Raw genomic sequence first — 25,526 nt, 5'->3', positions numbered from 1 at the left:
TACAATGCTATTTTTTATAATCATGTCGATTTTACTTTTCCGATTTTTGACGAGACAAAGTTACCGATTACAACTCCCTCATACCTTTCGGTTGCCGACCTATCTCTTTGAGGGTAGCCATTAGCTTGGGCTGATGTTTTCTGCATTCTTACTTTCATACAGTACGTTTCAATTACTTTCGCTTAATTATTAGGTTCTGCCCTTCGTGGGGTGTATTGACTTTTTTCCCCACTACTATGGTGTCTGCTGACTTCTCACGGCAAACTTTACTCCACAACTTTCGTAAAAAAAAACTATTTGCTGTGTCCGTGAGACCTCCCCGATTAAGAACATAATCTTTCTCACTTATACTTGCTTGATTTACACAACTCGTTCCGAATAGCATAGGGCTTCAATCCGTTTGGCGACCTTACCCACGAGCATGTGCCTTTATATCAAGTTTCTGTTCGTCAAGTCAGTGATTTGCCTACGGCTTCCTTCAGATTCCGCATCGCTACGGACACCCTTGCCTTCGGCTGTACGCTTGCCGCTATTAGGCTGCGTTTGGGACTTGCACCCGTTAGATTATGCCCATGGCGGGCGAACCCCCAAAAAAGGCTACAGTTATTATAAACTGCAGCCCTTTTTTGCCATAATACTTTATGTTCTTTCAGCACATTATCTTCACTGAATATTAAAATCCAGCCGTCAGAATCTAATTATTCTATACTCTAATGCATTCAGTTTAATTTCATTCATCAATTCCAGAGGTTTATTTTCGTAAATATCAGTAGCTACATGATGCTTCCAACCCTCCGGTAAGATAACAGAAACATCTCTATTACGCACATTAACCAATATCATAAAAGCGTCTTTACCATCGCTTTTCTGATACATCAAGACGTCTGAAGCAGGATACCCAGTTAATATTCCTTTCCGAAGTGCAGGATATTTATTATACAATCCCATTAAACACCCATATTCTTGATAAATATCCGAACATTCGGACCAATCCACGGATGTATATGCAAAAAAATTAATAGGAGCCTCATGTCCAATTTCTTGTGAACTATAGATCAATGCTCCACCATGCAAAAAAACTGTTCCAACGAAAGCAGCCATAGCCGCCCTTTCACTTCCTAACTCCACAATTGGCGACATTTTAGAAGCCTCATCATGATTGGTAATAAAACGTAATTTCATTTTTCCTGCCGGAATTGAGTCATACTCGCTCCAATCCACCTCCAACAAGCGTGCCGCACTACTATCATTAACGAAAACATCCCGCATTGCCTCCATCAAATCCCAAGCATAGTTCATATCAAATCCTGCATCAAAATGATCTCTACGCTTACCTTCTGCCAACATTAACAATTTCCGATTTGGAATAGCCCTCAGAGAATCAACAGCTTGCTTCCAGAAAGTATATGGAACATAATCAGCAGCATCACAGCGAAAACCATCTGCACCAACTTCTTGTATCCAATATTTCATAGCATCAATCATTGCAAGGCACATATCTGCATTATCGTAGTTCAAATCTGCCACATCATTCCATCCTGTTCCTGCAGGAGAAATTATATTTCCGATACTATCCTGAGTATACCACTCTTTATGTTCTTTAATCCAAACATGGTCCCAAGATGTATGATTAGCAACCCAATCTAAAATTACACTTATTCCTTTTTCATGGCATAACTCCACTAAACGCTTAAATTCTTCTACTGTTCCAAATTCAGGATTTATTCTTTTATAATCTTTGATACAATAAGGAGAATTCACCGTATTTACCTCACCAATCTCATAGATTGGCATAAACCAAACAACATTAACACCCAAAAACTGAATAGAATCAAGATGTTTTGATATGACATTAAATGCATTCTTCGGAGCAAAAACACGTGGATTGATTTCGTACATCACAACGTCTTCTACAGCAGGTAATACTTGCTTTTGTTCAGTAACTATCTCGCGTTTTCCGGCACAAGCATACACTGTCAATAATACAAGTATAGTATAAAATAAATTCCTCATCTATTTACAATTCATTGGTCTGACAAATAAAAAAGGATTAAAGGTTCCCCCCTTAATCCTTTTTCTATAAATAAGAGATCCTTAATTGGCTGTCATTGTAGCATTCTTAGCTTCCGGATCCAATACAATCGTGTATGTTCCAGCAGAAACTTTAATATTTCCACCATCCTGCGTCAGCGCACCTAAACTACCACCAAAGTTTATAGTCCAAGCTGCATCCCATCTGAATTTCATTTCACCATCACCTAATGTAATAGTCACCGACCACTTTTGCGTTTCAGCATCATAATCCATTAAAGTGCCTTTATCCCATCCACCAGGAGTAGCGTCACCAATAATCTCCCAACCTGTTTTATCCAAAGTAGCAACCATCTTCTTAGTATCGGCACCTACTCGATAATAACCGGCAGCCTCAATCTTAACATTACCGCCATCACCGATAACAAACGTAGTTGATGTCTTAGCCTCATTCCAAGTAATATCTCCAACAACACCAATCCACGTACCAGAATCATAGAATTTGAATTCTGTATTGGCAGGGAAATAGTGAGTGCCAGTATATTTGAAATCACGAGCTGCAGATTCTACCTTATAGCAGTCATCAGCTTCCGGCTTCCAACCATCACCACTCTGATAGCTACCAGGCAATGTCATTGCAGAGCTAGAAAGCTCAATCGTTGTTTCTTCCATACTATAAGTATATTTTCCTGCATTAGTCAAATTTAAAGTAATAATATAGGGACTTGCCTTTACCACTTTGAAATTTTGACCTCCAGCAACCAAGTTACCGGCCAACTCAGAAAGTTTACCTTCTTCTGCTCCATAATTGAATCCCCAGTCATTATTGGCTCTAAATTTGAATTCCTTATCGAGCAACGGAGTAACCACTGTCCAAAGACGAGTAGTGGTATCGTATTCCATCTGGGTATCTTTGTCCCAACCACTAGACGTAGCATCTCCAATTACTCCCCAAACCAGCCCTTTCTCTGATTGGGTTACCTTACCTTCTGCATCTAAAGTAATTTCAATGAAACCTTTACCATCAGCAGTAACTTGCTGGTCTTTAGCCAATACTTTCGTAAGGTCTGCACCATCAATGATTGCATAAGAAGCAGCACCATCAAAATTGGCATAACCACTATAAATACCATCACCGTCAGGGTCACCTATCAAATAGGCAGTAGTGTAGTCCCAATCAGGATAGCCAACAGCTACATAAGCATACTTCCATGTAATATTATCTACATTAGGATCATAAGGTGTAGCCTTAAAAGTTATTGAGTTACTAGCTGCATCAGTATAAGCATCATATGCCTCAGAAACCAAAGAAACAGTAAAATCATACGTTTGCCCCGGATATGCTCCTACTTTAGCCAATAAAGAATTCATTTCACTATTTGTAAATGCCAGTTTTGCATCCCCAGTTTCTCCTATTACAACACTCTTATTGGTAGAAGTATTTGTTAGAGTTACAACATAATTAACTACTGCAGAAACTCCATAATCTGCCTTATCCCAAGCTATTTCCGGAAATTGCGCATCCTTATTGTCTTTAGTAATAGTAATATCTGTTTGGGAGAGCGCATGCAATGCAGCAGCAGTCTTCAATTCCAATATGGGGGTAGCATCCTCCTCACAAGACATCAATGCGAAGATTCCAGCCAAAAGTAAATAAATATATTTTGTCTTCATATCATTCATGTTTAATCATTAATATTAGTATCCTTCATTCTGTACCAGGTTCTGATTAGAACCAATATCGTCTGAAGGCAAGGGAAATACTTGATAAAAGCTTTCCACAGATTTCCCTGCTGCAACTCCACCCTTCCATGGCCAAACATAATCAGCAGAAGTATATTTACCGAAGCGAACCAAGTCTGTACGTCTTTGAGCTTCGTAGAATAGCTCACGTGCGCGTTCGTCCATCATAAAGTCCAAAGTAAAATCACTATCGGAAATAGGTGCGGATGCCTTGTCTGAATAAGCACGTTTACGCAAATCATTTACATATCCTAAAGCCTCTGTTTTTGTTGCTCCCTGTCCGCCACGAAGAACAGCTTCTGCTAAATTCAAATAGATTTCACCTAAACGGAATAATGGATAATCTGTCCAAGCTTCCGCAGATGCAGGTTTACTTCCATCTTTATTCACATTATAAAACTTGGTAACAGGAATGCCATTATTGACAAAATCATCTTCTTTCACTATCTCAAAATTCTTTGTAGCTTCTGTACGTAGCATTGCTTTACGAGTATCCTTATCACTGTTATCTTCTTTTTCAAATATATTATATAAAGAAGACTTAGCTCTAACACCTTGCCAGCCTCCCTTTGCATTAGTTTCTTCTTGAAAGTCAGTAGATCCCCAGCACAGCAAGGCTGTCATACCTCCCCAGGTCATTGTATCTTCACCTTCATATCTCAATGGGAAAATCATCTCTTTGGATTGGTCATTATCAGCTTTGAACATATCGCCATAAACCGGTTCCAATTGGTAACCTGCTGAAATAATCTTTTTAGAATAAGTCACACATTCAGTATATTTATTTACACCTACATACGTGTCTGCATTCAAATACAAGCGAGACAATGCAGCCCACAGAGCAGCTTTATTAGCATGTCCATAATTATCATTAAATCCAACTACAGGATCAAGCATATCACTTTCACATGCCAACATTTCACTTTCAATGTATTCAAATAATTGATCTTTCATAATTTGTTGTGGACGAACGCTACCAATAGGGCTGTTTTCATCTACAAACGGAACATTACGATACAAATCCAAAGCATACAGATACATCAAAGCACGCATAAAACGAGCTTCTGCACGGAAAGTTTTAATAGAAGCCTTTACTTGCTCTGAACAACCTCGTGAGGCAAGTTTATCATCAGTTGTTTCACGTAAAAACGCATTCGACAAGTTAATCTGATAATACAAACGATAATATGATCCTTTGATCCATGGACTTGAAGCAGCCCAAGAAATATGATTGAAGTCTGGAATACCAGGATCATTCCAGCAACAATGAGCGATATCAGAAGCCAATTCCTGCATATTCCACAATACGCGAATAAATGAAGCCTGAGAACCACCGTCAATGCCGGCAACATCCTGGTCTGAGTCTCCACCTGCATTACCACCTATTACCAAACCTGCATATATTTTAGCCAAACTTTGTTCATAAGCTCCTATCTCCTTTCCAAAAACGACATCCGAAACCAATTCATCCTTATCCAATGGAACCGTATCCAGATCGTTCACACAAGAGGTAACCCCTAACATCGTACTCAAAAGGGCTGCCGACAATATATATTTATATTTTAATATTTTCATAACTTCATTGATTAAAAATTAAGATTCAAGCCTAACATAAACACACGAGGGCGAGGATAGATATTATTATCAACTCCACTACCGCTAATTTCAGGATCCAAACCATCATATTTGGTAATAACAAACGGATTCTGTACCGTGACATAAACACGTGCACTTTGTTTATCATTGAACAGCTTGTTAAAAGTGTATCCTAATGAAATATTGTCCATCCGTACAAAAGAAGCATTCTGAACATAGTAACTAGAACGGTATTGCCCTGTCTTGAAATTTGTTTTCCATGCAGAAGTCAAACGATTTTTCAAGAAACCAGTTTGGTCATACATTTGTGAACCATCCCAAGCCTCACGATTGGATTGTACATTGTTATAAGCATAGTTTCCAATACTTGCACGCAAAGCAAATGATAAATCCCAATTCTTATAAGACAATTGAGAAGTTAATCCCATGAATACGTCAGGAGCAGACTTTTTGTAAGCGACCAAATCTTCTTCGTCTATTTTATTATCCCCATTTTGATCAACATAAGCACCTTCTATCGGATTTCCAGCCTTATCATAAAGTTGTTCCCATACATAAAATGAATTATAAGGATGATCAACAGCATTTATCATGATATTATAACCGGTTGCTCCATCAATACCAGTATGAATCACACCTTTATAAGCCGGGTCATCATTAAATGTCAATTTAGTAATTTCATTTTTATTATAAGAGATGTTATAACTCAATGTCCAGTCCCAATCTTTTGTCGTGATAGGATGAGCCGTCAAAGTAAGTTCAATACCTTTATTCTCCAATGTACCTACATTCGTCAACAACTGGTTACTAAAGTTTGTACCGGCAGGAGCTGTAACTGTATTCAGCAAATCATCAGTTTTACGATAATACAAATCAAGAGTACCTGTCAATTTGTTGTTCAATACACCGAAATCCAATCCAATATTGTAAGTTGTAGTTTCTTCCCATTTCAAGTTTTCATCATAAGCTTGAGGAGCAATCAATGAATACTTGTTGTTACCAAAATAATAATTTGCTCCAGCTTTGGAATACATATAGCGAGCCATATAAGGATAGTCACCATTATTCAGGTTTTGCTGACCAGTAATACCATAGCCCAAACGCAACTTCAAATCAGAAAGCCAATCCACTCCCTTCAAGAAATTCTCTTCTTTCATCTTCCATGCCAAAGCAACTGAAGGGAATAATCCCCAACGATTGTCTTTATTGAAACGTGAAGAACCATCATTACGCAAGGTAAATGTCACCAAATAACGGTTCAATAATGTATAATTCAAACGCCCAAAGAAAGAAACAAGATAGTTTTCAGTTGAATAATCTTCCATATCCTTATAGAATTCCTTACCAGTTTCTTCAGCTTTTACTGTAGAATAAGGATATTTGGTCCATGTAGAATTATAGAAATGCTGCCAAGAATAACCAGCCATAACATCGACATGATGTGCACCAAACTCTTTAGCATAATTCAAATAGAAATCCAGCAATGTATTCCGCTTCAATTGATAATAACTGCTATTTTCACCAAACCCTGTTTTATAGTTACCTTGGCACCAAGTCATAGGAGCATTATCTTCTATAATAACATCACCTTCACTCTTAGACACGTCATAACCTAAATTCAAGTTTGCTCTCAATTCGGGCAGGAAATGAAACTTATAGTCAATTTGTGCATTACCAATACTTCTATAAACAGTCGATTCGTCATGCTTTGAATCTAAAATAGAAACGGGATTAGCCAAACCAATATCAACCGGTGTAGGATTATTGCCACTTTTCATATACATAAAGTAGCCGTTACCATAGGGATTTCCATCCATGTAAATAGCTGTGTCGGATCATATTGCGTCGCCATACCTATCGCACCAGTATCTGCAAAACGGTTTGTATTATAAATACCTTTCACATTCAACTGAATATTCAATTTCTTATCAAAGAAATTAGGATTCAAGCTAATAGCACCAGTCAAACGCTCCATATTAGAAGTCTTCAATATACCATTTTCATTGGTATAAGAAACTGATACACGATAGGGCATGTGCGGTATAGCGCCAGAAACATTAACATTGTGGTCTGTACTGAAAGAGGTTTTAAATATCTCATCCTGCCAATCAGTATTTGCCTGACCTAATGCTTTAAACTGAGCACTTGATTCACCGAATTTAGAAGTTACAAATTCTCTAAATTCATTTGCAGACATTACATCTACTTTATTAGGTCTTGTATTAATAGAGAATGTACCGCTATAACCAACTTGTACACGTCCAGACTTTCCTTTTTTAGTATTAATAATAATAACACCGTTAGATGCACGAGAACCATAAATGGCTGTTGCAGAAGCATCTTTCAAAATAGTAAAAGTCTCAATATCATTGGGATGGACAGTAGCCAAAGGATTTGACATACCATTAATGCCACCGTCATCTACAGGCACACCGTCAATAACAATCAACGGATTATTGGATGCAGACATAGAAGAACCGCCACGCACACGAATTGTAGCACCAGCTCCCGGAGCACCACCGTCAGTAATCACACTTACACCGGCAGCTTTACCAACCAACATATCAGTAGCAGATGTAACAGCACCTTTTACCATTTTATCTGCACTAATAGCCGTAACAGACCCGGTCAAATCATTCTTTTTAGCTGTACCGTAACCAATTACGACCACTTCTCCCAACAATTCTGCATCATCTTGTAATGTAATAATTACTGAAGGAGCAGCAGCTACTTCTTGCGTCTTGTATCCGATAAAAGACACGACCAACGTAGCTCCCTGAGGAACAGTCAACGTAAAATTACCATCAAGGTCAGTGATTGTACCATTCGTGGAGTTTCCTTTTTCCACTACATTTGCGCCTATCACGCCACCCAAGGCATCTTTTACATGCCCTTTCACGGTGATGTTCTGTGCATAAGCGCCAACAGACAAGAATAGCCCTAACATTAGGGTAAGAATCGTTTGACAGATTCTAAGATTAACTTGCTTCATGCATTTAATAAATTAAAGTTAACAATATTAATTACCTATATATATTATTCGAAAATAATTTTCGTACTTTTGCTTTCCAACGTCTTTCAAGTACCCAAAGCATGACGCAACAAAAATATGCTTTATTAATTTAGTAAAGCATAAGGAAAGTGCAAAATGTGAGGAGTGAACAATGCAAACGATTGCATGCGGTTGCAATGATGCATTTATCAATGTGCTTCATCAGCAGATGCGGATGGAGCTTTTGGTCTGAAGTGTGTGTTGCAACGAATCTGCCTAAACTTCCCAAACCTTGAAAGCCTTGTTTCCGGCTATATAGACCACATACTTCCGCATCCGGTAGGCAGGGAACTGGCGGTTGATGTCGGCAGCATAGTTGCAAACCTGCTCTACATCTCCGGCTCGGGATTGGTCAATGCCTCTATACGTGCAGCGTCACCCATCTTGAAATATTTGAATTCCACCACCCGGCAGTCGTTGTGGAAATCGGTACCGGGAATGCCGGTCAGCACCAAGTCGGCACGACCGGAAGGAAGATTCTGCTCCAATGCAAAGGTATAATAATCGCTCAGGTAGCGGCTGCAAAGTTCAAAGAAGGAACAACGGATAAAGTTCTCATTCACCCTATCGAACACCTGGGCAGGGAACTGACCAAGATATTCTTCAAAATAATTGCGGACAAGAGGCTCGAACTGGCGCGATTGCGTCACAAAATGCTCATAAATGGGAACATAACGTCGTGCATCACTGCTCACCTTATTCATGTCATTGAAATAATCCATGAAAATACTGCGCATGGTAAGATTAGGCAAAGTCATCTTAAAACCGTTTTTCAACGTCGTCATCCCCAGATAATACAAGCTTATCGGATAGAACTGCTTGTCGAAAAACTTCTGTTTGTTGAACTTGCTACGCAGGTTGGGCTGGGAATAAACCAGTTCCCCGTCTATCAGCAAGGCATCCAGCATTTCACGGGCATTGTCCAGTGTGATGGTGAGCCGATGTATCCAGCCGATGTCCGTACGCAGATTCTCGTCTATCATCTCCGGTGGAATCTCGCCTTTGTTCACGGCAAACTTTTTGAAGAAATAAGTCAGTATAGTGGAGTTGAACAACGGACGGGCATTCGGCAGGAAGCGATAACCGTCATAGTTGTTCAGAATAAGCTGCCAAAGCTCGTCGAAGCGATCTTCACCGTTACCGTATTTATCGACCACATAGCGCAGGTATGTGGAGGCCTCGTCATGGTTGAAACCCAGCATCTCGGTGAACGTAGGTTCAAGCGTCAGGATTTCGGCAATATTGTAACCGCTGGTCAAATCGTCCATCGTGACGGGAAGCACACCTGTGCAGAAGCAAGAACGGATACTGCCTTCATCGATCCCCTTCTTGATGGTCTTAAAGAAAGTACGCAAAAAGCTGTCACCGGTAGTAATGTTCTCGTAAAGGGGGTCTTTGAAGGAGGTAAGCAACTGGTTGGTGAAGTTGTCATACTCATCGACAAGAATATAAAGTTTGGGGAGATTGTTCGACTTTATCCAATTCATGATGTCCTCCAACATAGAAGAGGCATTGTTCAAGTCGCGGAAAGCAAAGCCTTCAAAATAGCGGGCATAGCGGTAGTTACTCTTTACCAGCATTTCTATCGGCCCGCAATTCAAATTGTGGAAGTTGCGTTCCAGCGCTTCTATGCTGCTGCTCATCACCATGGCAGAAAAATTGAAACGCAACACCATATACCGATTACGCTCCGGAGTAGGATGGGTGCCGATATAAAGCCCACCGTAGAGAGCGTCGAAGCGTTCGGTCTCATTCAAGTCATAATAATAAGATAAGGTGGAAATCAGCAAACTCTTTCCGAAACGACGCGGACGGAGAAAGACAGGAGCTTTGTAACGCTCCAATTCCGGAATGAAACGTGTCTTGTCTACATAGTAGAAGCCGCGCTCACGCATCTCAACAAAGTCTGCGATGGCATAAGGAATCGTCATATCGTTCATAATTTCCTACCTTTATGTTAGTAATACACAAAGGTAGGAAATTATTCCCGTTCGGACATCAGGAAATAAGAATTATTAGACTATTCCCCGACTTGCAGTACCAGCTTTCCCGACTTCAATCCTTTAGCCCTTGCCTCAAACACAATCTCACCGGCTTGCTCACCACTCTGCACAATAGCCGTCAGCTGACCGCTGAAAGCCGGCATCTTGGGCAAATGGAACAAATCGAGGCTGGTAGCATCTCCATTGGCAGCAGCGCGATATTTTCCGGCACCCTTCACCGAGAAGTTTACCATGCGGCTGTCTGCCGGACAAAGGTTACCGTCCTTATCCACGACACGGACTGTGATATATGCCAGGTCCTTACCATCGGCAGACAAGCGGGTGCGGTCGGCAACCAGCTCCAGATGATGGGGCTTGCCAGCGGTACGAATCACCTTTTCTTCTGCAGGCTTGCCGGAAGCATCATAAGCCACCACTTTCACTTCGCCCGGTTCATAAGGAACATCCATCCACATCAAGCGATAGCGACGCTGCAAAGCAAGAGAGTCCTGACCTTCCAAAGCACGGCTTTCATCAGCAGTAAGTTTCCGTTGTTTGCCATAACTCTTTCCGTTGACGAACAGTTCGGCACTGGGATAGCTGGTGTAAACAAAAACCGGAGTATTCTCCCCTTCCCTGCCAGGCCACGTCCAGTGCGGAAGGACATGCAAGGTATTTGCCTGCTTATTCCATAGGCTGCGGTACAGATAGAAACGGTCTTTGGGGAGGCTTGCCAAGTCTATGATACCGAAAACGGAGCTGTGGCTGGGCCAGGAATCCGTACTATAAGGAGAAGGCTCACCCAAATAATCAAAACCCGTCCAGACGAACTGTCCGATTGTCCAGTCATAATCATCAGCCAAAGCAAAATCCTCATCGGGAAGATTCGACCAGGAACAACACTCCACATCATAACCGGAGCACTGATGGTCATCGTACATCACACTAGCTCCCTTCTGTACGGGAAATTTATAGACACCACGAGAACTGACAGTGGAAGCCGTCTCCGAACCGAGTACGATATTCTGCGGAAGGGTCTCATAAGACTCCACATAACGGTGAGCCCGATAATTAAGACCGGGTACATCAATCATTGCCGCAAACCCGTTGGCAAGCACGCAAGTCACCTGGTCCATACCACAAGTAACGGGGCGTGTAGGGTCTTCGCGATGGCAAATATCCTGCAGGAAAGAAGCCACTTTGTAGCCTCGGGACTACATTGGGTAGGAACCTCATTTCCTACACTCCACATTATCACACAAGGATTGTTCCGATACTGATGCAGCATGTTTACCATATCCTTTTCTGCCCATTCGTTGAAATAGCGGTGATACCCATTCTCACATTTGGCAATATCCCATTCATCGAAAGGTTCCAACATCATCATAAAGCCCATCTCGTCACAGAGTTCCACCAATTCGGGTGTAGGCATATTGTGGGAGGTGCGGACTGCATCACATCCCATATCCTTCAACAATGTCAACTGACGGCGAAGAGCAGCCACATTGACAGCCGCACCCAACGGGCCCAAATCGTGGTGATTGCATACCCCCTGGAATTTACGGTGCTTACCATTCAGGAAGAATCCCTTATCAGCTATAATCTCAATACTGCGGATACCAAAACGCGTGGTATATTCGTCAGTCTGTTTGCCATCTACATAAATCTTAGATACTGCCTTATATAAATAAGGTGTCTCAGGGGACCACAGAGACGGAGCATTTATCAGAAAATTCTGCTCAAATGGCTGTCCGTGATTAATTTTCCGGCTATTATCCTTACGGGCTACTATCTTACCGTCCGGCGCAATAATATCAGTAGAAATACGAACATCCGCATCACCGGCATTCCGTATTGTAGTACGCAGACGCACGGAAGCGTATTCATCAGAAACATGCGGTGTGGTGAGCTGTGTACCCCAAACCGGAACATGGACACGTTCCGTAGTAACTAGGTGGACATTGCGATACAATCCCGCCCCCGGATACCAACGGGAGGACTGGGGTCTGTTTTCCAGACGGACAGCCAGCACATTGTTTTTACCGTCGGCATTCAGCAAACCGGTAACATCGCAATGAAAAGAGTTATACCCGAAAGGCCAGAAACAAGCTTCTCTCCCATTGACATAGACCCGAGCCTCACTCATAGCACCATCGAAAACCAGAGTAACCTGCTTGTCGGCAGGAGCATCAAAAGCCGTACGATACCAACCGACACCCACATAAGGCAACCCTCCGGTACGCCCGGTCTTTACGGAAGCTTGCTTCTCAAGGTCTTGCGTAACCGCTACCTCCTGCAAATCGTTGTTGCGGTCGAACGGACCAAAGATGGCCCAATCATGAGGAATGGTCACTGTTTCCCACTTACTGTCGTCGAAATTTGTTTGTGTTGCTTCGGGAACATCTCCCTTGGTGAACTTCCAGTTCTTTTCCAACAATGCTTCTGTACGCTGCGCCATTGCCGCCAAGGCAAAAGAAGCGCAGCAGGAAAAGATAAGTATTGTCTTTCTCATTCTTCTTTAAAAGATTTTGTTAATATAATTATTTAAAAGCATCCATTATCACAGTGGGGCGACCGTCTTTTGTGAATGCCCCCAGCCGATATTGGCTCGGCCTGCACTCCGGTTCCCAGTAGAACACGCCCTTGCAGCGTCCGTCAGTATTCTCTTTGCACTCTTTCAGGACACGGGCCAGTTGGCGTTTCCCTTCTGCCAGTACGGAAGCACTTGCCAGATTCCCTTTGTCGTCGGCACACTCCATGCCAGTTTCCACCACCATTACATCACAGTTATACTTCGCACTTACCGCTTTGATATTTTTGATGCAGTCCGTAATAACGGCATCAGCCGCTGTATATTCCGGCTTGGCATCGCGCGACCAGTAAGGATAGAGTGACATACCTATCATATCCCACTTGCCTCCGTTCTTCTTCAGTTCGTCGAAAAACCAGTTGAACAAACCATTGTCCCATCCGTTGTCCAGGTGAACAATGACGATGGCATCGGGGCAGACCGACTTCACGGCATCATATCCGGTAGTGATAAATGCGCCGAGATTGGCCCAATTCATGGGATATACCACCTCGGAAGAAGCGTTTGCCGGAGCATCTTTCAAGTCGGATTCCTTCACGTCATAGGATGCGCCGCTCAAAGCCTTGTCTTTATCCCACAGCATGCCCGGACGAATTTCATTGCCCACTTGCACCCATTTGGGAGTGACACCGACCGCCTTCAGTTCCCGAAGCACACTCACCGTATGGTCGCTGAGAGCTTTCTTCAAGTCTGCCAGATTCTTACCAATCCATGCGGCAGGTTTATTCTGCTGGGCGGGGTCTGCCCACCAGTCACTGTAGTGGAAATCTATCATCACATCCATATTCAGCGCTTTGGCTCTTTGGGCCTTCACCATCACGTCGGCAGTGTTGCACCAGTTGTCGCTCGGGTCTACCCATACACGAATGCGGATGGCATTGAGTCCCAGCTCCTTCATCAAAGCCGTGCATTCACGCTTCTCGCCTTTAGCATTGTAGAAGTCGTATCCTTTGGATTCATATTCGGTGCACCAGCCTATGTCGGCACCTTTAGCAAAGTCCGTAGTAAGAGGCTCTTCCTTATCGGGAAGTCCACCTGCGTTGGGGTCTGTCTCATTATTGCTGCTGCATGCAAATACGGCAAAGGCAATACAAAAAAAGAAAGTCAAAAACTTCATGTGTTTCATGGCGTTATCTTAATTATTTCCGCAAATATAATAATTTAGCACATTTACTAAGGGATGAGGTTCCCAATAATTTGAAATCAACGGTCAATCGGCTGTACAAACCGACTGAGCTCTTCCATTGCCGGAAGCACCTTTCCCGTATGGTTATCAAAGAGTCCACGGTTCAACCATCCCTCCGTCACAGCATTGCCACTGGCATTCTCCTCGGGAAACCACCAGAACAGCCCGGTTACATTGGCATGACGGCGCAGTTCAGCTACCAGCTCACGAGTAAAGATACGTTGCCCTTCTGCACTGACCGGATAAAACTCGGAATATTCGTCCGCACTTTTTGCCCATCTGTCATTCTCGTGCGAATAATAGGCTGCAGTCTCCACTATCATCACCTCCTTATTCGGGAAGTGGACTGCCAAAGAATCGAGCGTGGCGGCAAGTACCCCCACCGCCTTGTGCCACATAGGATAATAACTGAGTCCGATAATATCATAATCAAGCTGCTGCAGACGATTGTAGTAGGCCTTGGTTTTATTCCATTCGCCGGCTTTCTCGGTATGGATAATTATCTTTGCTTTGGGACAAACTTCACGGCAAGCCCTGGCGCCACTTTCCAAAAGTCTCACTAACAAATCCCAGTTATCACTTCCCAACGGATCGACTTTGGCAGCAGGCCACATCATCCCATTCGTTATCTCATTTCCGACTTGTATCAAATCGGGACATGCACCAGCTTCCACCATAGACCGAAGGGTGTTTTTAGTGTATCGGTACACACTGTCAGGCAATGAGGCCGTTTCGGCATCCAGCCAACGGTCCGGCATGAACTGTTTCCCCGGGTCAGCCCATGTATCGGAATAATGAAAGTCGAGCATGAACTGATAACCCATATCCTTTATCCGTTGTCCGAATTTGGTTACGTAATCCAAATCCTGGCATACTCCTTCTCCCTTATGCTCCGCAGAGGCTTTGGAAGGCTCAACGAAAAGCCGTACACGAACGGCATTCCAACCTTGTTCCTTGAAAAAGTCAAGGGGAGCAACCGGCTCTCCAACTGCATTTCTATATACAGTTCCTGCCGCCTCGTAAGAGGGGAGCAAAGAAATATCTCCCCCCAAAAGACGCTGCTGGGCATGCCCCGATAATACTTGGAAAGCCAGCAGAATTCCTGAAAACAATACTTTTTTCTTCATATCGAATCTTACCTTATTATTTTATTAATTATTTGCTGAAGAAATGATAATAACCGTCAATGTCATTCAGGATAGCTATGTATTTGCCGGCAACTACCGGAATATTGGCACTCCGTTCACTCCGAATCCATATGGGAAAGTGGAAGCTCCCCAGTTGGGGGTCCATCCAGCATATAAGAATTTTGCCGTGGTATCTCCACTTGTCGCATCCAACTCATACTTCCAGACATGATTGACCACGCCTTCAACCGTATTTACGGGAATCATCTTCGTATCAGTACCCCAACCGTTGAAGTCACCGGAAATCAATAATCCATCATAAACATTTTTCGGTTCATCAGTGGCAACGATGGAGAGAGTGTTCTCTTTCGTGTTCAAGGAAATCTTATAATATCCACTGGCAGGAACATAAAAATCACTTCCCTCACCATCGGCATCCTTGAGACGCGGTTTGTTGAAGTCACCTCCATCAGCTCCCCACTGGTCATCCCACTCACCGGGCACCCTTACAATCTTGAAACCTTTGTCGGACGGGAAGTAACCGGTATAGGTCAATTCTCCCTTACCCGTCACATCATCATACTTGGCACCTTCCACCGGTGACAATGGAATGACTCCCGTACCTACTTCGCTTCCCCAAGAGCCATCACCGATACAGCTTCCAATCAGGTACCACAGTTCCGGAGCAGCTGATACCAAAGCTACATAATAGGGAGCAACAGAAAGTTCTATGACATTTGAATAGCACTCGTAACCGGCATTCAGCCTTGCCCTCATTCTCACGTACAAGGATATCCCCTCAGCAGGCAGTTGGCTCGGGTCAGTATAATTGCCCAATTTCATGATAGCTTTGTTCACCAAATCAGCCGCCGCACCAAACTCACAAACTGTAACAGAGCCGTCCATTTCGATATATGTAGCGTCATCCGCTTCTGCAGAAGTGGCGTCATTCCAGGTACCGGAGACGGAAATCTGCGCATAATACTTGACGGGAGCCGTATAACCATAGTCTGGTTGTTCATAGGTCAACCTGATGGAGTCTGTGTTAGCCAAGTCATATACACCGCCTCCCAAGGCAGGCATATTCAGTTCGAAAGTACTGGGTTGCTGTACTGTCGGATTGGAGTCTCTATCATCTGTACATGCAGTGAACATCGCCAATCCCGCCAACAACAAAGTGAATAAATATCTTTTCATATTCTGTTCTTTTTTTGATTAATAACCCGGATTCTGAATTAAGTTGGAATTGTTCGCCAAATCGTTTTCAGGAAGCGCAAAAATTGCTCTGATATTGCTGAATTGCGCACCTTCATAAGTGCCTCCCATCCATTCCCATTTATAGGATGCCTGACCGGCATATTTATTGAACCGTATCAAATCCATGCGGCGGCGGCCTTCAAACCAGAATTCTCTCGCCCACTCATCACAAATATCATCCAACGTATATAGATTCTTCTGGGCAGCATTGGCACGGGAACGGAGTTCATTGATTTTCTCCTTTGCATCCGCATTAGACCCGTTCAAACGGTAGAAGCTTCTGCATAAATCAAATAAGCCTCAGCAACACGGAAAAAAGGAAGGTCCGCATTTACATAATCGACCACCTGATTGGATTGTCCATCCGAACGGACATTACGAAACTTCACACATGCAAAACCTGCAGTCGCATCCGTTTCGTCTTTAATGGAAGCGGAAAAGCCGTCACCATAGAAAAGAGCACGGTCATCATTGGCCGGAGCTGTCATTTCCGCAACCGTCTTTCCCGAAGGAGGAGTTGCCGTATAGAACTTGTCAAGCAATTGCTTGCGGACCCGGGCGCACTTTCCCCAGCTGCAATTCGTGCCGGAAGGAATTGTAACATCCATTGTTGAATTATAAGTGGCAAGAACCAGAAAATTCATCCCACCATAGCTTTTTGTAGTAACCCCGTCAAAGAGTATCGGAAAAATGTTTTCATACTGTGCCCCATTCGTATTGTTGTCTGCCAGGAAAAGCATCTGATAGGCGGAATAAACCTCACCAGTCACCGGATTGGTAGCTCCCTCCGTACACAGATGATAATATCCGTTGTTTATCACCTTTTCTGCGTAATCCATGGCATTCTGCCACTGGGCAGTACCGGTATAAACCTCAGCATTCAAGTAGAGACGGGCCAGCAAATTCCATGCAGCTACCTTGTCAACACGCCCATAAGTATTCTGTCCCGGTTCTGCCATATCAGCCTCACACTCTTTCAGTTCTTTCTCAATATAATCGAAATACTGGGTACGTGTATAGCGTTCTGCCAATTCAGAAGAGACTTCTTCCGTAAATGCTGCGTTACCATACAAGTCCATGATATAATAATACTGTAAAGCGCGGATAAAACGGACTTCCGCACGTTGCATGGAAGACGTACCGCCATCATCCGGAATCTGCTCCAAGAAGAAGTTACACAACGTGACAGTAAAATAAAGACGATAATATAGTCCGATAGAGAATGCGGCACTCGCTCCATAAGAATTGTGGAGCATTTCATCCATACCGGTATCTGTGAGCCATATCCAGTGTGCCTCATCCGTAGTGAGCTCATTCAGGTTCCATGCCATGCGGAAAAACTCTGAACGTCCTTCGTCCATGTCGTCAATATCCGCATTACCGCTCGGGCCGGTCTGTCCGGTCAAACAGAAGCTTGCATATATCTTGTTAAAAAGAGCATCTTGATCCAAAGTCATGGTTTGCTGCGGATTGATAGGCTTCACATCCAAATCTCCCACACAAGACGAAAACCCTATCATAAGTGTAAAGGCAGCAACCGGAATTAATGATTTCATATTGTTGAATTTCATACTATTCTTAGTTTTAAAGGATTAAAAATTAAGGCTGAGTCCGAAAATTCCCACCAGAGGACGAGGATAGATACTGCCATCATATCCACCGTTGATTTCAGGATCCAGACCTTTGTACTTGGTTATCGTAAACACATTCTGGGCCGTGAGATAAGCACGCCCGCTGATTTTCTGCCCGAACAATTTGTCGAAAGAATAGCCCAGCGTAATGTTGTCACACTTCAAGAAAGAGGCATTCTGGATGAAATAATCAGAAAGGGCATCCAAGGCATCCACTTTCTTCCAGTTCTTGGCCAGTGACATTTGAGGCACATTGTGCCATGCGTTGCCCGAATAAATACCGGTAACCGACAAATCAGAACGGCTACATTCAACAGCATTATAAGCATAATTACCCAGACTGGCACGCAGCGAGAAACTAAAATCCCAATTTTTATAAATCAATTTCGAGGAAAGTCCCATCAATACGTCCGGGTCTGATTTCTTATAGAAATAACGGTCGTTATCATTGATGATGCCATTATTGTCACGGTCCACGAATTCGCCCTCTATCGGCTGGCCTTTCTCATCATAGACTTGCTGATAGGTGTAGAAGGCAGAGACAGCCTCGCCTACGGAATATCCCTTGATTCCATTGGAACCACTATCACCAACGGCAATTCCTCCATGACGAATGATGTATTTGTCACCTGTACTCTTCACCAGCTCGTCTATTTCATTAGTGTTGTGTGTCAGATTGAATCCCAACTCCCAACGCCAATCCTTCTGCTGAATGGCTCTCCATGTCACTGCAAATTCAAAACCTTTATTATGCAGTGAACCGATATTGCTCGTCACCTTATTCTTGAAATTGGAACCGGCAGCTACATAAACATCATTAATCAAATCCTTCGTCTTGCGATAGTAATAATCAAAATTGGCAGTGATTCTGTTGTCCAGGAATCCCAAATCAACCCCAATGTTATAAGTAGTGGTCTTTTCCCAGGTCAAGTCATTATTATAGGCATCCGGACGGTAAGTGATGCCATTACCCAAAACCGGATAATATGCTCCTTCCGAATTGGGGGTATATGAAGCGAAATAGGTATAATCGCCAATGCCTTCCTGCTGTCCGGTGATACCATAACCTGCACGAAACTTGAAATCGGAAACAGCATCCACATCTTTCAAGAAACCCTCCTCTTTCACCTTCCATGCCAATGCAACGGACGGGAACAATCCCCAACGGTTCTTTTTGGAGAAACGGGAAGAGCCATCATCACGCAAGGTGAAGGTCAGCAGATAACGGTCGAGTAAAGAGTAGTTCATACGGCCAAAGAAAGAAACCAGATAGTTCTCCGTCTTGTAGAGTGTATTTTCTGACGGATTATAGATTTCACCGGCATGTTCAAGGTTCGTATCAGGGTAAGTTCCATAATAATAGTAATCTGTCTCTTTGTGGAAATGCTGCCATTCATAACCGGCCATGATATCAAAATGGTGCGCTTTCCCGAAGTCCTTCATGTACTGTACATACATGTTCAATGACAAATTGTATGTATCCTGTGTATTCCAACCGACACGTCCATAATAATAATTGTCAAGGTCAAAACGGTTGTAATTCTTGTTGGACTTGCCGCTTGCCACATCCATACCACCATTGACATGCAAATGCAAATCCTCGAAACCATGAATCTTATAATCCAGTTCGATGTTCCCCATCAGCACTTTTGACTTTCCTTTATCCGAACGGTTATTCAGCATCCCGACGGGATTGGCCGTAGCCAAAGTATTGATGTTGTATCCCCATTCAGAATCTTTCCAGTCTACTGCTTCGGGCCATTCCCAATATCCACCGAAGTTTTTATCATAAAATTCCGTTCTGCCATAAACCGGCTTGGTAGGGTCCATTGAAGTGGCAGCTCCAATGGCATCGGTATTGGCATAGCTTGTCACAGAATACATGCCCTTTGCGTTGAAGTTAACCTTCAAATGCTCATCAAAAAGAGAAGGGGAAAGATTCACACTGGCTGTATAACGCTCAAAACTTGATGTTTTCAAGATACCTTGCTGATTGGTGTAGCCCAGGGAAACACGATAAGGCATATTCTTCAATCCACCGGAAACAGTGATATTATGGTCGGTACTGACTGCCGTACGATAAATCTCGTCCTGCCAGTCGGTATCGGCAAAAAGATGCTCACCTTGAGCATTCGTATATCCTAATGCCTGATATTCCGCACTCGCCAGAAACTCTTCATCAGAATAACCATATGTGTCCTGTACAAGTTTCATGAACTCTTTGGCATTCAGTACATCCAGTTTGTCCGTAACCATGCTGACGGACACATTACCATTATAAGAAATACGGGGCTTAGAGTTACTCTGTCCTTTTTTAGTGGTAATCAGGATAACGCCATTGGAGGCACGGGAACCATAAATGGCTGTAGCCGAAGCATCTTTCAACACAGTAAAACTTTCTATATCAGCCGGATTTACCAAAGCCAACGGATTGGACATTCCTTGCACTCCATAATTATCCATGGCAAGTCCGTCAATTACAATCAACGGGTCATTACTGGCATTCAATGAAGAACCGCCACGGATACGAATAGTGGCACTGCCACCCGGCTCACCACCATTGTTGACAACACTGACACCGGCAATCTTGCCTTGCATCATGTCTTGGGCAGATGTCGTCAGCCCCTTGTTCATTTCATCCGGTTTAATTGCCGTTACAGACCCGGTCAAATCATTTTTCCTAGCCACACCGTAACCGATGACCACAACCTCATCCAACAATTCACTGTCTTCCTGCAGGGTCACGACTACACTGGAAGCTGCAACAACCTCCTGAGTCTTATAACCGATAAAAGAAACTACCAAAGTAGAACCTTTGGGTACATTCAGTGAAAAATTACCGTCAAGATCGGTGATAGTCCCGTTTGTGGTATTTCCTTTTTCTACTACACTTGCGCCTATCACTCCACCCAGGGCATCTTTAACATGCCCTTTCACAGTGATGCTTTGTGCATAAGTGCCTACTGACAAGAATAGCCCTAGGATTAAGGGCAGAATCATCCGATAGATTCTAAGATTAACTTGCTTCATGCATTCAATAAATTAAAGTTAACAATATCAATTATCTGTATATTTGTACGTAAGAAAGTATCTGTAACCAGGAGTCTATTCTTCCGCTATCAAATTTAGGTCTTGCCTTTCACCGGCAAATTTAGAGCAACATCATTTTCCCCGAAAGCAGATATCGGACATAAGAGGATAAAAAAAGGACAAACCCTCACCAGATATATTCTGATGAGGGTTTGTCCTTATAAAAGCGGCATTATTCCGCCGCGTATTGTTTAGGGGGAAGTCCGAACTCTGCCTGAAAACATTTAGAAAAATAAGAGTGATTGGAAAAGCCTACCATATACATTACCTCTGCCACTGTAAACTTTTTCTGCTGCAACAACATGGCTGCTTTTTTCATGCGGATGGACTTGATATATTCCACAGGGGTCATTCCCGTCAGCTGTTTCAGTTTGCGGTACATCTGCTTGTTGTTGGTCGCCGCCCAGTCACAAAGGGTATTCACATTCAGCTCGGAATCCGAAATATGCTCTTCTATCAGGCGGGTGACATTTGCCAAAAATTTCTCGTCATACGAAACGGCCTCTATCGCTTTCGGAGTAGCAAGTACCTCCATACGCGCCTTGGCCTCATGAGTCTGCTTGCTGGAGAGTAACTGCTCCACCCGCAAGAGCAGGATATCCGGCTCGAAAGGTTTGGCTATGAAGGTATCAACGTGTAACTGTATACTCTCGAGTTCTGTCTCCTTATCACTCTTAGCCGTCAGCAGAATGATTGGGATGGTGGATGTAGGGATATGTTTTTTCAAACGCCGTACCATCTCTAACCCATCCATTACAGGCATCATTACATCCGAAACAATCAAATCGGGCAGCAATTCCATGGCAAGCTCCAATCCGGATTTACCATTTTCTGCCACACGACAGCGATACTTGGCATGCAGAATCTGATAAATGAATTCCGCCACTTCCGCATTATCATCTACAATCAATACAAGAGGAGCATCCGGTGAAAGAATATCCGGTGATGAATCAGGTACCCCTACCGGAGCTGTCTGCTCTTGATTCACAACCGGCAAAGTCAGGGTTACCGTAGTACCAACATTCTCCTCTGACATCAGCCGAACATTGCCACCATGCAATTCCGTATAGGTTTTCACCAAATAAAGTCCGATTCCAGTTCCCTCATTTTTTCCCGCAGTCTTGGATGATTGGAAGAAACGCTGGAAAATATACGGTTGGTCCTGAACTGGTATTCCGGTACCGGTATCTGCCACAGAGATATACACCTCCCTCCCACCTTCGGGAGCATCCAAAGAAAGAGTAACAGTTCCGCCTTCCGGCGTATATTTCACAGCATTGGAAAGCAGATTATCCAAAACAGACTCCAACTTGATGGCATCCATCTGAATGTATAGTTGTTCCCGGTTCGTCCGAAATTCACAAGCGAGCTGTTTTTCCTTCATTTTCCCTTCTGTATAGAGTGCAAGCAAATCACGTGCAAAAGAGACCAGTTCTATCTGTGATAAAATCAATAAAGTCCTATTGCCGCTATCCACCCGGTTCAAGTCCAGCCCTTGATGAATCAATGAATTCAGTTTCATGGCATTGCGCTGAACCAATTCGAGCTGCTTCTTCTCCTGCTGATTCCTGATTTCCGGCAGCATCCTGCTGATAGGAGCAATAATCATACTTAAAGGTGTCTTGAGGTCATGGGAAAGATTGGTAAAGAATTCCAGTTTGGCACGCGACTGTTCCAAAATCTTCTCCTTTTCCAAATGTTCCAGTTTCAAGCGGTTTTTCACACGGAAAAAGTGAATGGTCCAAATAATCAAAGCACAGCATAACAGCATATAAAATGCCTTCGCCCACGAAGTATAGTACCATGGTGGAAGGATATGGACATCCAAACTATATATTTGTTCAAAGGGTTTGCCATAGGAATCCAGCTTACTTGCCATTAACCGATAGTTTCCATAATCCAGATTATTATAAATGATGCGGTTGGTATTGGGAGCCAGAAGAGTCCACTCACGCTCTACCCCTTCCAGACGATATACAATCCTGCTTTTCTCCTCCAGCGAGTAAGGCAAATCCGACAGTTCAAAAGCAAGATTATTCTGGTTGTACTCCAAGTTTATCTGTTCCATAAGACGGATGCTCCGGCAGTTTTTCTCCGAACCGGGCAAATAAAGCCGGTTATTCACATAAAGGGCTGTCAGCAATAACGGGCGTTCCGGATGTTCCGCCAGCAATGCATCCGGGGAGGAAATGGCAAAGCCATCCGCTGTGCCCAAGTATAGCTCACCCTCTTTCCTATCAAAGAACAAGCTGGTAAAACGTTTGTCGGCAATACTCAGGCGTCGCACTTCCAATGTCCGCTGGTCTGCCACCCAAAATCCGTCAGTAGTGGATATCCATATCTTTCCTTCAGCCTCTATCATGGAAAGCACTTCATAATGATTGAAAGCATCGAACGGCAAAACCTTTACCCTATTATCCGAAGGCTCCACACGCATTACTCCACCGGGAAAGCCAATCCAAATACAACCATCCTCGGCACACAAGACAAAATTGGGCCTTTGCCCCTCCTTGAACTCTCCTGAAGCAATATGGGTAATATTATTGGTAGAAGAATTTATTTTCTCAATACTGTTGGCACTACTGAGCAGGGCCAGTGCATTTCCTTCACTGTCGGGAACCATCTGGTTGATGAACATACCCGACAAACCATTGTGTATGGAATAGGTTCCTTCGGCTACATATGGTTGTGTAGAGGCATGCAGCAGTTTATGTTTGTCTACGACAAAAATACCGCCCAAACAAGTAGCTACCCATAACTTTCCATTCTTGTCTTCGAAAAGGCCATATGCCCAGTTAGTATTGTAGCGACGGGTACTGTCTACTATACTATAAGATATAAACTGGCGACTTTCCTCATCATAGCGGCTGATGCTCCCGTCTGTTGCCACCCAAAGGTATCCGTCCCGGTCTTCATACAACTGTCGTACCCGGTTATGGGTCAAAGGAAAATTCTTATCTCCCATCTTGTACCAGGTAACATCCCTGCCCTTTCCCGGCACCCGGCCTTCCGGCCTTTCCTCCTCAGAAAACGTGAAACGGATAAGTCCATTTGTTCCCCCAAACCAAAAATTACCATGCACATCACGCAACATGGAATAAAACTGGTTTCCTTCCCCCGTCCCGGTAATCCGCGATATGAACATAGCGTAATGTCTCTTTACAACGTGCCATAGATATGCCATAGTCCGTTCCCAGCCAGATATTCCGTTCACAATCCGCATAAACAGTCCATACAATGTTGTTGGACAGTGACTGGAGGTTCCGCGAATCATGCACGATATGCTGTAAAGGTGAATCTTCTCCGTATATGTACAGTCCATTGTCTGTCCCCACCAACAATTGCCCATATCCATCCAAAGCCATTGATTTGACAGAATTGTCATGAAAAGCATCAATTCTCTGTATTTGCCCGTCGGCAGGAGTATATTTGAAAAGACATCCTTCCGTACCTATCCAAATACATTTCCTCACCGCATCTTCCAACAAAGAGTTTACAAACAGATTACTTTTATTCCTGCTAGCAGGTAGTTCTATCATTTCAAAACGTCCGGTAGCGGATGTATAGCGGCAACAGCCATTATAGGTACCAATGTAAAGCTGATGGTCTGAAGAATGGATAAGAGAGTAAATTGTCTGATGAGGGATGCCTTCCTTTACGGAAGAAATCTCACGGGTCTGTGGATGATACGTATACAGCCCGTTCAGTGTGCCCAACCACAGCAATCCATCGTACATCACCAGTGTACGGATGTCCGTCGGAAAATCAACTCCCGGTTCCTCATAAGTATCTGTCCGGTAATTGTATATCAATAACCCGTTGTCTGCTCCCAGATAAAGATAGGTACTGTCTACTACTTCTCCGCAATAAATACGCGTATTGCTACGTTCGCCAAAGATGAAATGCGGTTGGGTGGAATAGCCGTCATAGCTGAACAGACCTTTATCCGAACCTATCCATACCAGTCCTTGTGTATCTTGCAGAAAACAGCTGATGACAGATGCCTCTGTCCCTAGACTGATATTCTGAAACAACCGATAATCGGGCTTCTGTGCACACATACGGCTAGGAAGGACAGTCTGTAAAAGTATAAAAACAAAAAGAATATATTTGTACATACTCAAGGTTATATTCATTAAAGGTCCGGACAAAGATAAGAAACCGCAATCGTTTGCACAAACTTACAACCCGATAAACCTCAACGAATAAGCACAATTTACCATATTACGTTATTTTTGCAA

At 43.4% G+C, this 25,526-nt stretch carries 11 protein-coding genes and 3 pseudogenes; all 14 read right to left on the bottom strand.

Annotated elements, in window-relative coordinates; all coding sequences use genetic code 11:
• Positions 1-687 precede the first annotated feature (687 nt).
• The 14 genes and pseudogenes from JCM16496_RS05465 to JCM16496_RS25225 all read right to left on the bottom strand — a co-directional run bounded on the left by JCM16496_RS05465 (position 688) and on the right by JCM16496_RS25225 (position 25,346).
• On the bottom strand, positions 688-2,013 hold the full coding sequence (locus tag JCM16496_RS05465; RefSeq protein WP_025832867.1) for an alpha-amylase family glycosyl hydrolase: 1,326 nt from the start codon (positions 2,011-2,013) through the stop codon (positions 688-690).
• Between the two features lie 81 nt (positions 2,014-2,094).
• On the bottom strand, positions 2,095-3,705 hold the full coding sequence (locus JCM16496_RS05460) for a SusE domain-containing protein (RefSeq protein WP_025832866.1): 1,611 nt from the start codon (positions 3,703-3,705) through the stop codon (positions 2,095-2,097).
• Positions 3,706-3,729: 24 nt separating this feature from the next.
• Positions 3,730-5,349, bottom strand: a complete 1,620-nt coding sequence (locus JCM16496_RS05455) for a RagB/SusD family nutrient uptake outer membrane protein (RefSeq protein ID WP_025832865.1) — start codon at positions 5,347-5,349, stop codon at positions 3,730-3,732.
• Positions 5,350-5,360: 11 nt separating this feature from the next.
• Positions 5,361-8,362, bottom strand: a pseudogene (locus tag JCM16496_RS05450) (SusC/RagA family TonB-linked outer membrane protein).
• Between the two features lie 276 nt (positions 8,363-8,638).
• Positions 8,639-10,362 (bottom strand): annotated as a pseudogene (locus JCM16496_RS05445) (AAA family ATPase).
• An 80-nt stretch (positions 10,363-10,442) separates the two neighbouring features.
• Positions 10,443-12,916, bottom strand: a pseudogene (locus JCM16496_RS05440) (glycoside hydrolase family 2 TIM barrel-domain containing protein).
• Between the two features lie 28 nt (positions 12,917-12,944).
• Entirely contained in the window at positions 12,945-14,120 is a 1,176-nt protein-coding gene (locus tag JCM16496_RS05435) for a glycoside hydrolase family 53 protein (RefSeq protein ID WP_025832863.1), read from the bottom strand.
• A gap of 77 nt (positions 14,121-14,197) precedes the next feature.
• Positions 14,198-15,307, bottom strand: a complete 1,110-nt coding sequence (locus JCM16496_RS05430; RefSeq protein WP_025832862.1) for a glycosyl hydrolase 53 family protein — start codon at positions 15,305-15,307, stop codon at positions 14,198-14,200.
• Positions 15,308-15,400: 93 nt separating this feature from the next.
• Positions 15,401-16,504 carry a SusE domain-containing protein gene (locus tag JCM16496_RS05425; protein WP_244440256.1) on the bottom strand — a complete coding sequence of 368 codons (1,104 nt, stop codon included), beginning with the start codon at positions 16,502-16,504 and terminating at the stop codon, positions 15,401-15,403.
• A gap of 18 nt (positions 16,505-16,522) precedes the next feature.
• On the bottom strand, positions 16,523-16,831 hold the full coding sequence (locus JCM16496_RS24885; protein ID WP_369346654.1) for a RagB/SusD family nutrient uptake outer membrane protein: 309 nt from the start codon (positions 16,829-16,831) through the stop codon (positions 16,523-16,525).
• Entirely contained in the window at positions 16,828-18,120 is a 1,293-nt protein-coding gene (locus JCM16496_RS05420) for a RagB/SusD family nutrient uptake outer membrane protein (protein WP_369346653.1), read from the bottom strand. The genes JCM16496_RS24885 and JCM16496_RS05420 overlap by 4 nt, the downstream gene beginning before the upstream one ends.
• Before the next feature lie 36 nt (positions 18,121-18,156).
• Positions 18,157-21,225, bottom strand: coding sequence for a SusC/RagA family TonB-linked outer membrane protein (locus JCM16496_RS05415; protein ID WP_025832860.1), 3,069 nt, complete (start codon positions 21,223-21,225; stop codon positions 18,157-18,159).
• 232 nt (positions 21,226-21,457) lie between these two features.
• A complete protein-coding gene (locus JCM16496_RS05410; protein WP_439644519.1) occupies positions 21,458-24,430 on the bottom strand; it encodes a hybrid sensor histidine kinase/response regulator transcription factor in 2,973 nt (990 codons plus the stop codon).
• Positions 24,369-25,346, bottom strand: coding sequence for a ligand-binding sensor domain-containing protein (locus JCM16496_RS25225; protein ID WP_439644518.1), 978 nt, complete (start codon positions 25,344-25,346; stop codon positions 24,369-24,371). Before JCM16496_RS25225 ends, JCM16496_RS05410 begins: the two co-directional genes overlap by 62 nt.
• Positions 25,347-25,526: the final 180 nt, after the last annotated feature.

The sequence above is a fragment of the Bacteroides rodentium JCM 16496 genome (assembly GCF_000614125.1).
Taxonomy (GTDB): Bacteria; Bacteroidota; Bacteroidia; order Bacteroidales; family Bacteroidaceae; genus Bacteroides; species Bacteroides rodentium.
The sequence above is the reverse complement of the archived record's forward strand: the minus strand, read 5'-3'. Positions and strand labels throughout refer to the sequence as shown.

Excerpts from the sequence above, each read along its gene's own strand:
- JCM16496_RS05460 (WP_025832866.1), bottom strand. The coding sequence starts at position 3,705 with ATGAAGACAAAATATATTTATTTACTTTTGGCTGGAATCTTCGCATTG.
- JCM16496_RS05415 (WP_025832860.1), bottom strand. The coding sequence starts at position 21,225 with ATGAAGCAAGTTAATCTTAGAATCTATCGGATGATTCTGCCCTTAATC.
- JCM16496_RS05425 (WP_244440256.1), bottom strand. The coding sequence starts at position 16,504 with ATGAAAAGATATTTATTCACTTTGTTGTTGGCGGGATTGGCGATGTTC.
- JCM16496_RS05435 (WP_025832863.1), bottom strand. The coding sequence starts at position 14,120 with ATGAAACACATGAAGTTTTTGACTTTCTTTTTTTGTATTGCCTTTGCC.
- JCM16496_RS05420 (WP_369346653.1), bottom strand. The coding sequence starts at position 18,120 with ATGAAATCATTAATTCCGGTTGCTGCCTTTACACTTATGATAGGGTTT.
- JCM16496_RS25225 (WP_439644518.1), bottom strand. The coding sequence starts at position 25,346 with ATGTGTGCACAGAAGCCCGATTATCGGTTGTTTCAGAATATCAGTCTA.
- JCM16496_RS05455 (WP_025832865.1), bottom strand. The coding sequence starts at position 5,349 with ATGAAAATATTAAAATATAAATATATATTGTCGGCAGCCCTTTTGAGT.
- JCM16496_RS05430 (WP_025832862.1), bottom strand. The coding sequence starts at position 15,307 with ATGAAGAAAAAAGTATTGTTTTCAGGAATTCTGCTGGCTTTCCAAGTA.
- JCM16496_RS05465 (WP_025832867.1), bottom strand. The coding sequence starts at position 2,013 with ATGAGGAATTTATTTTATACTATACTTGTATTATTGACAGTGTATGCT.
- JCM16496_RS05410 (WP_439644519.1), bottom strand. The coding sequence starts at position 24,430 with ATGTTCATATCGCGGATTACCGGGACGGGGGAAGGAAACCAGTTTTAT.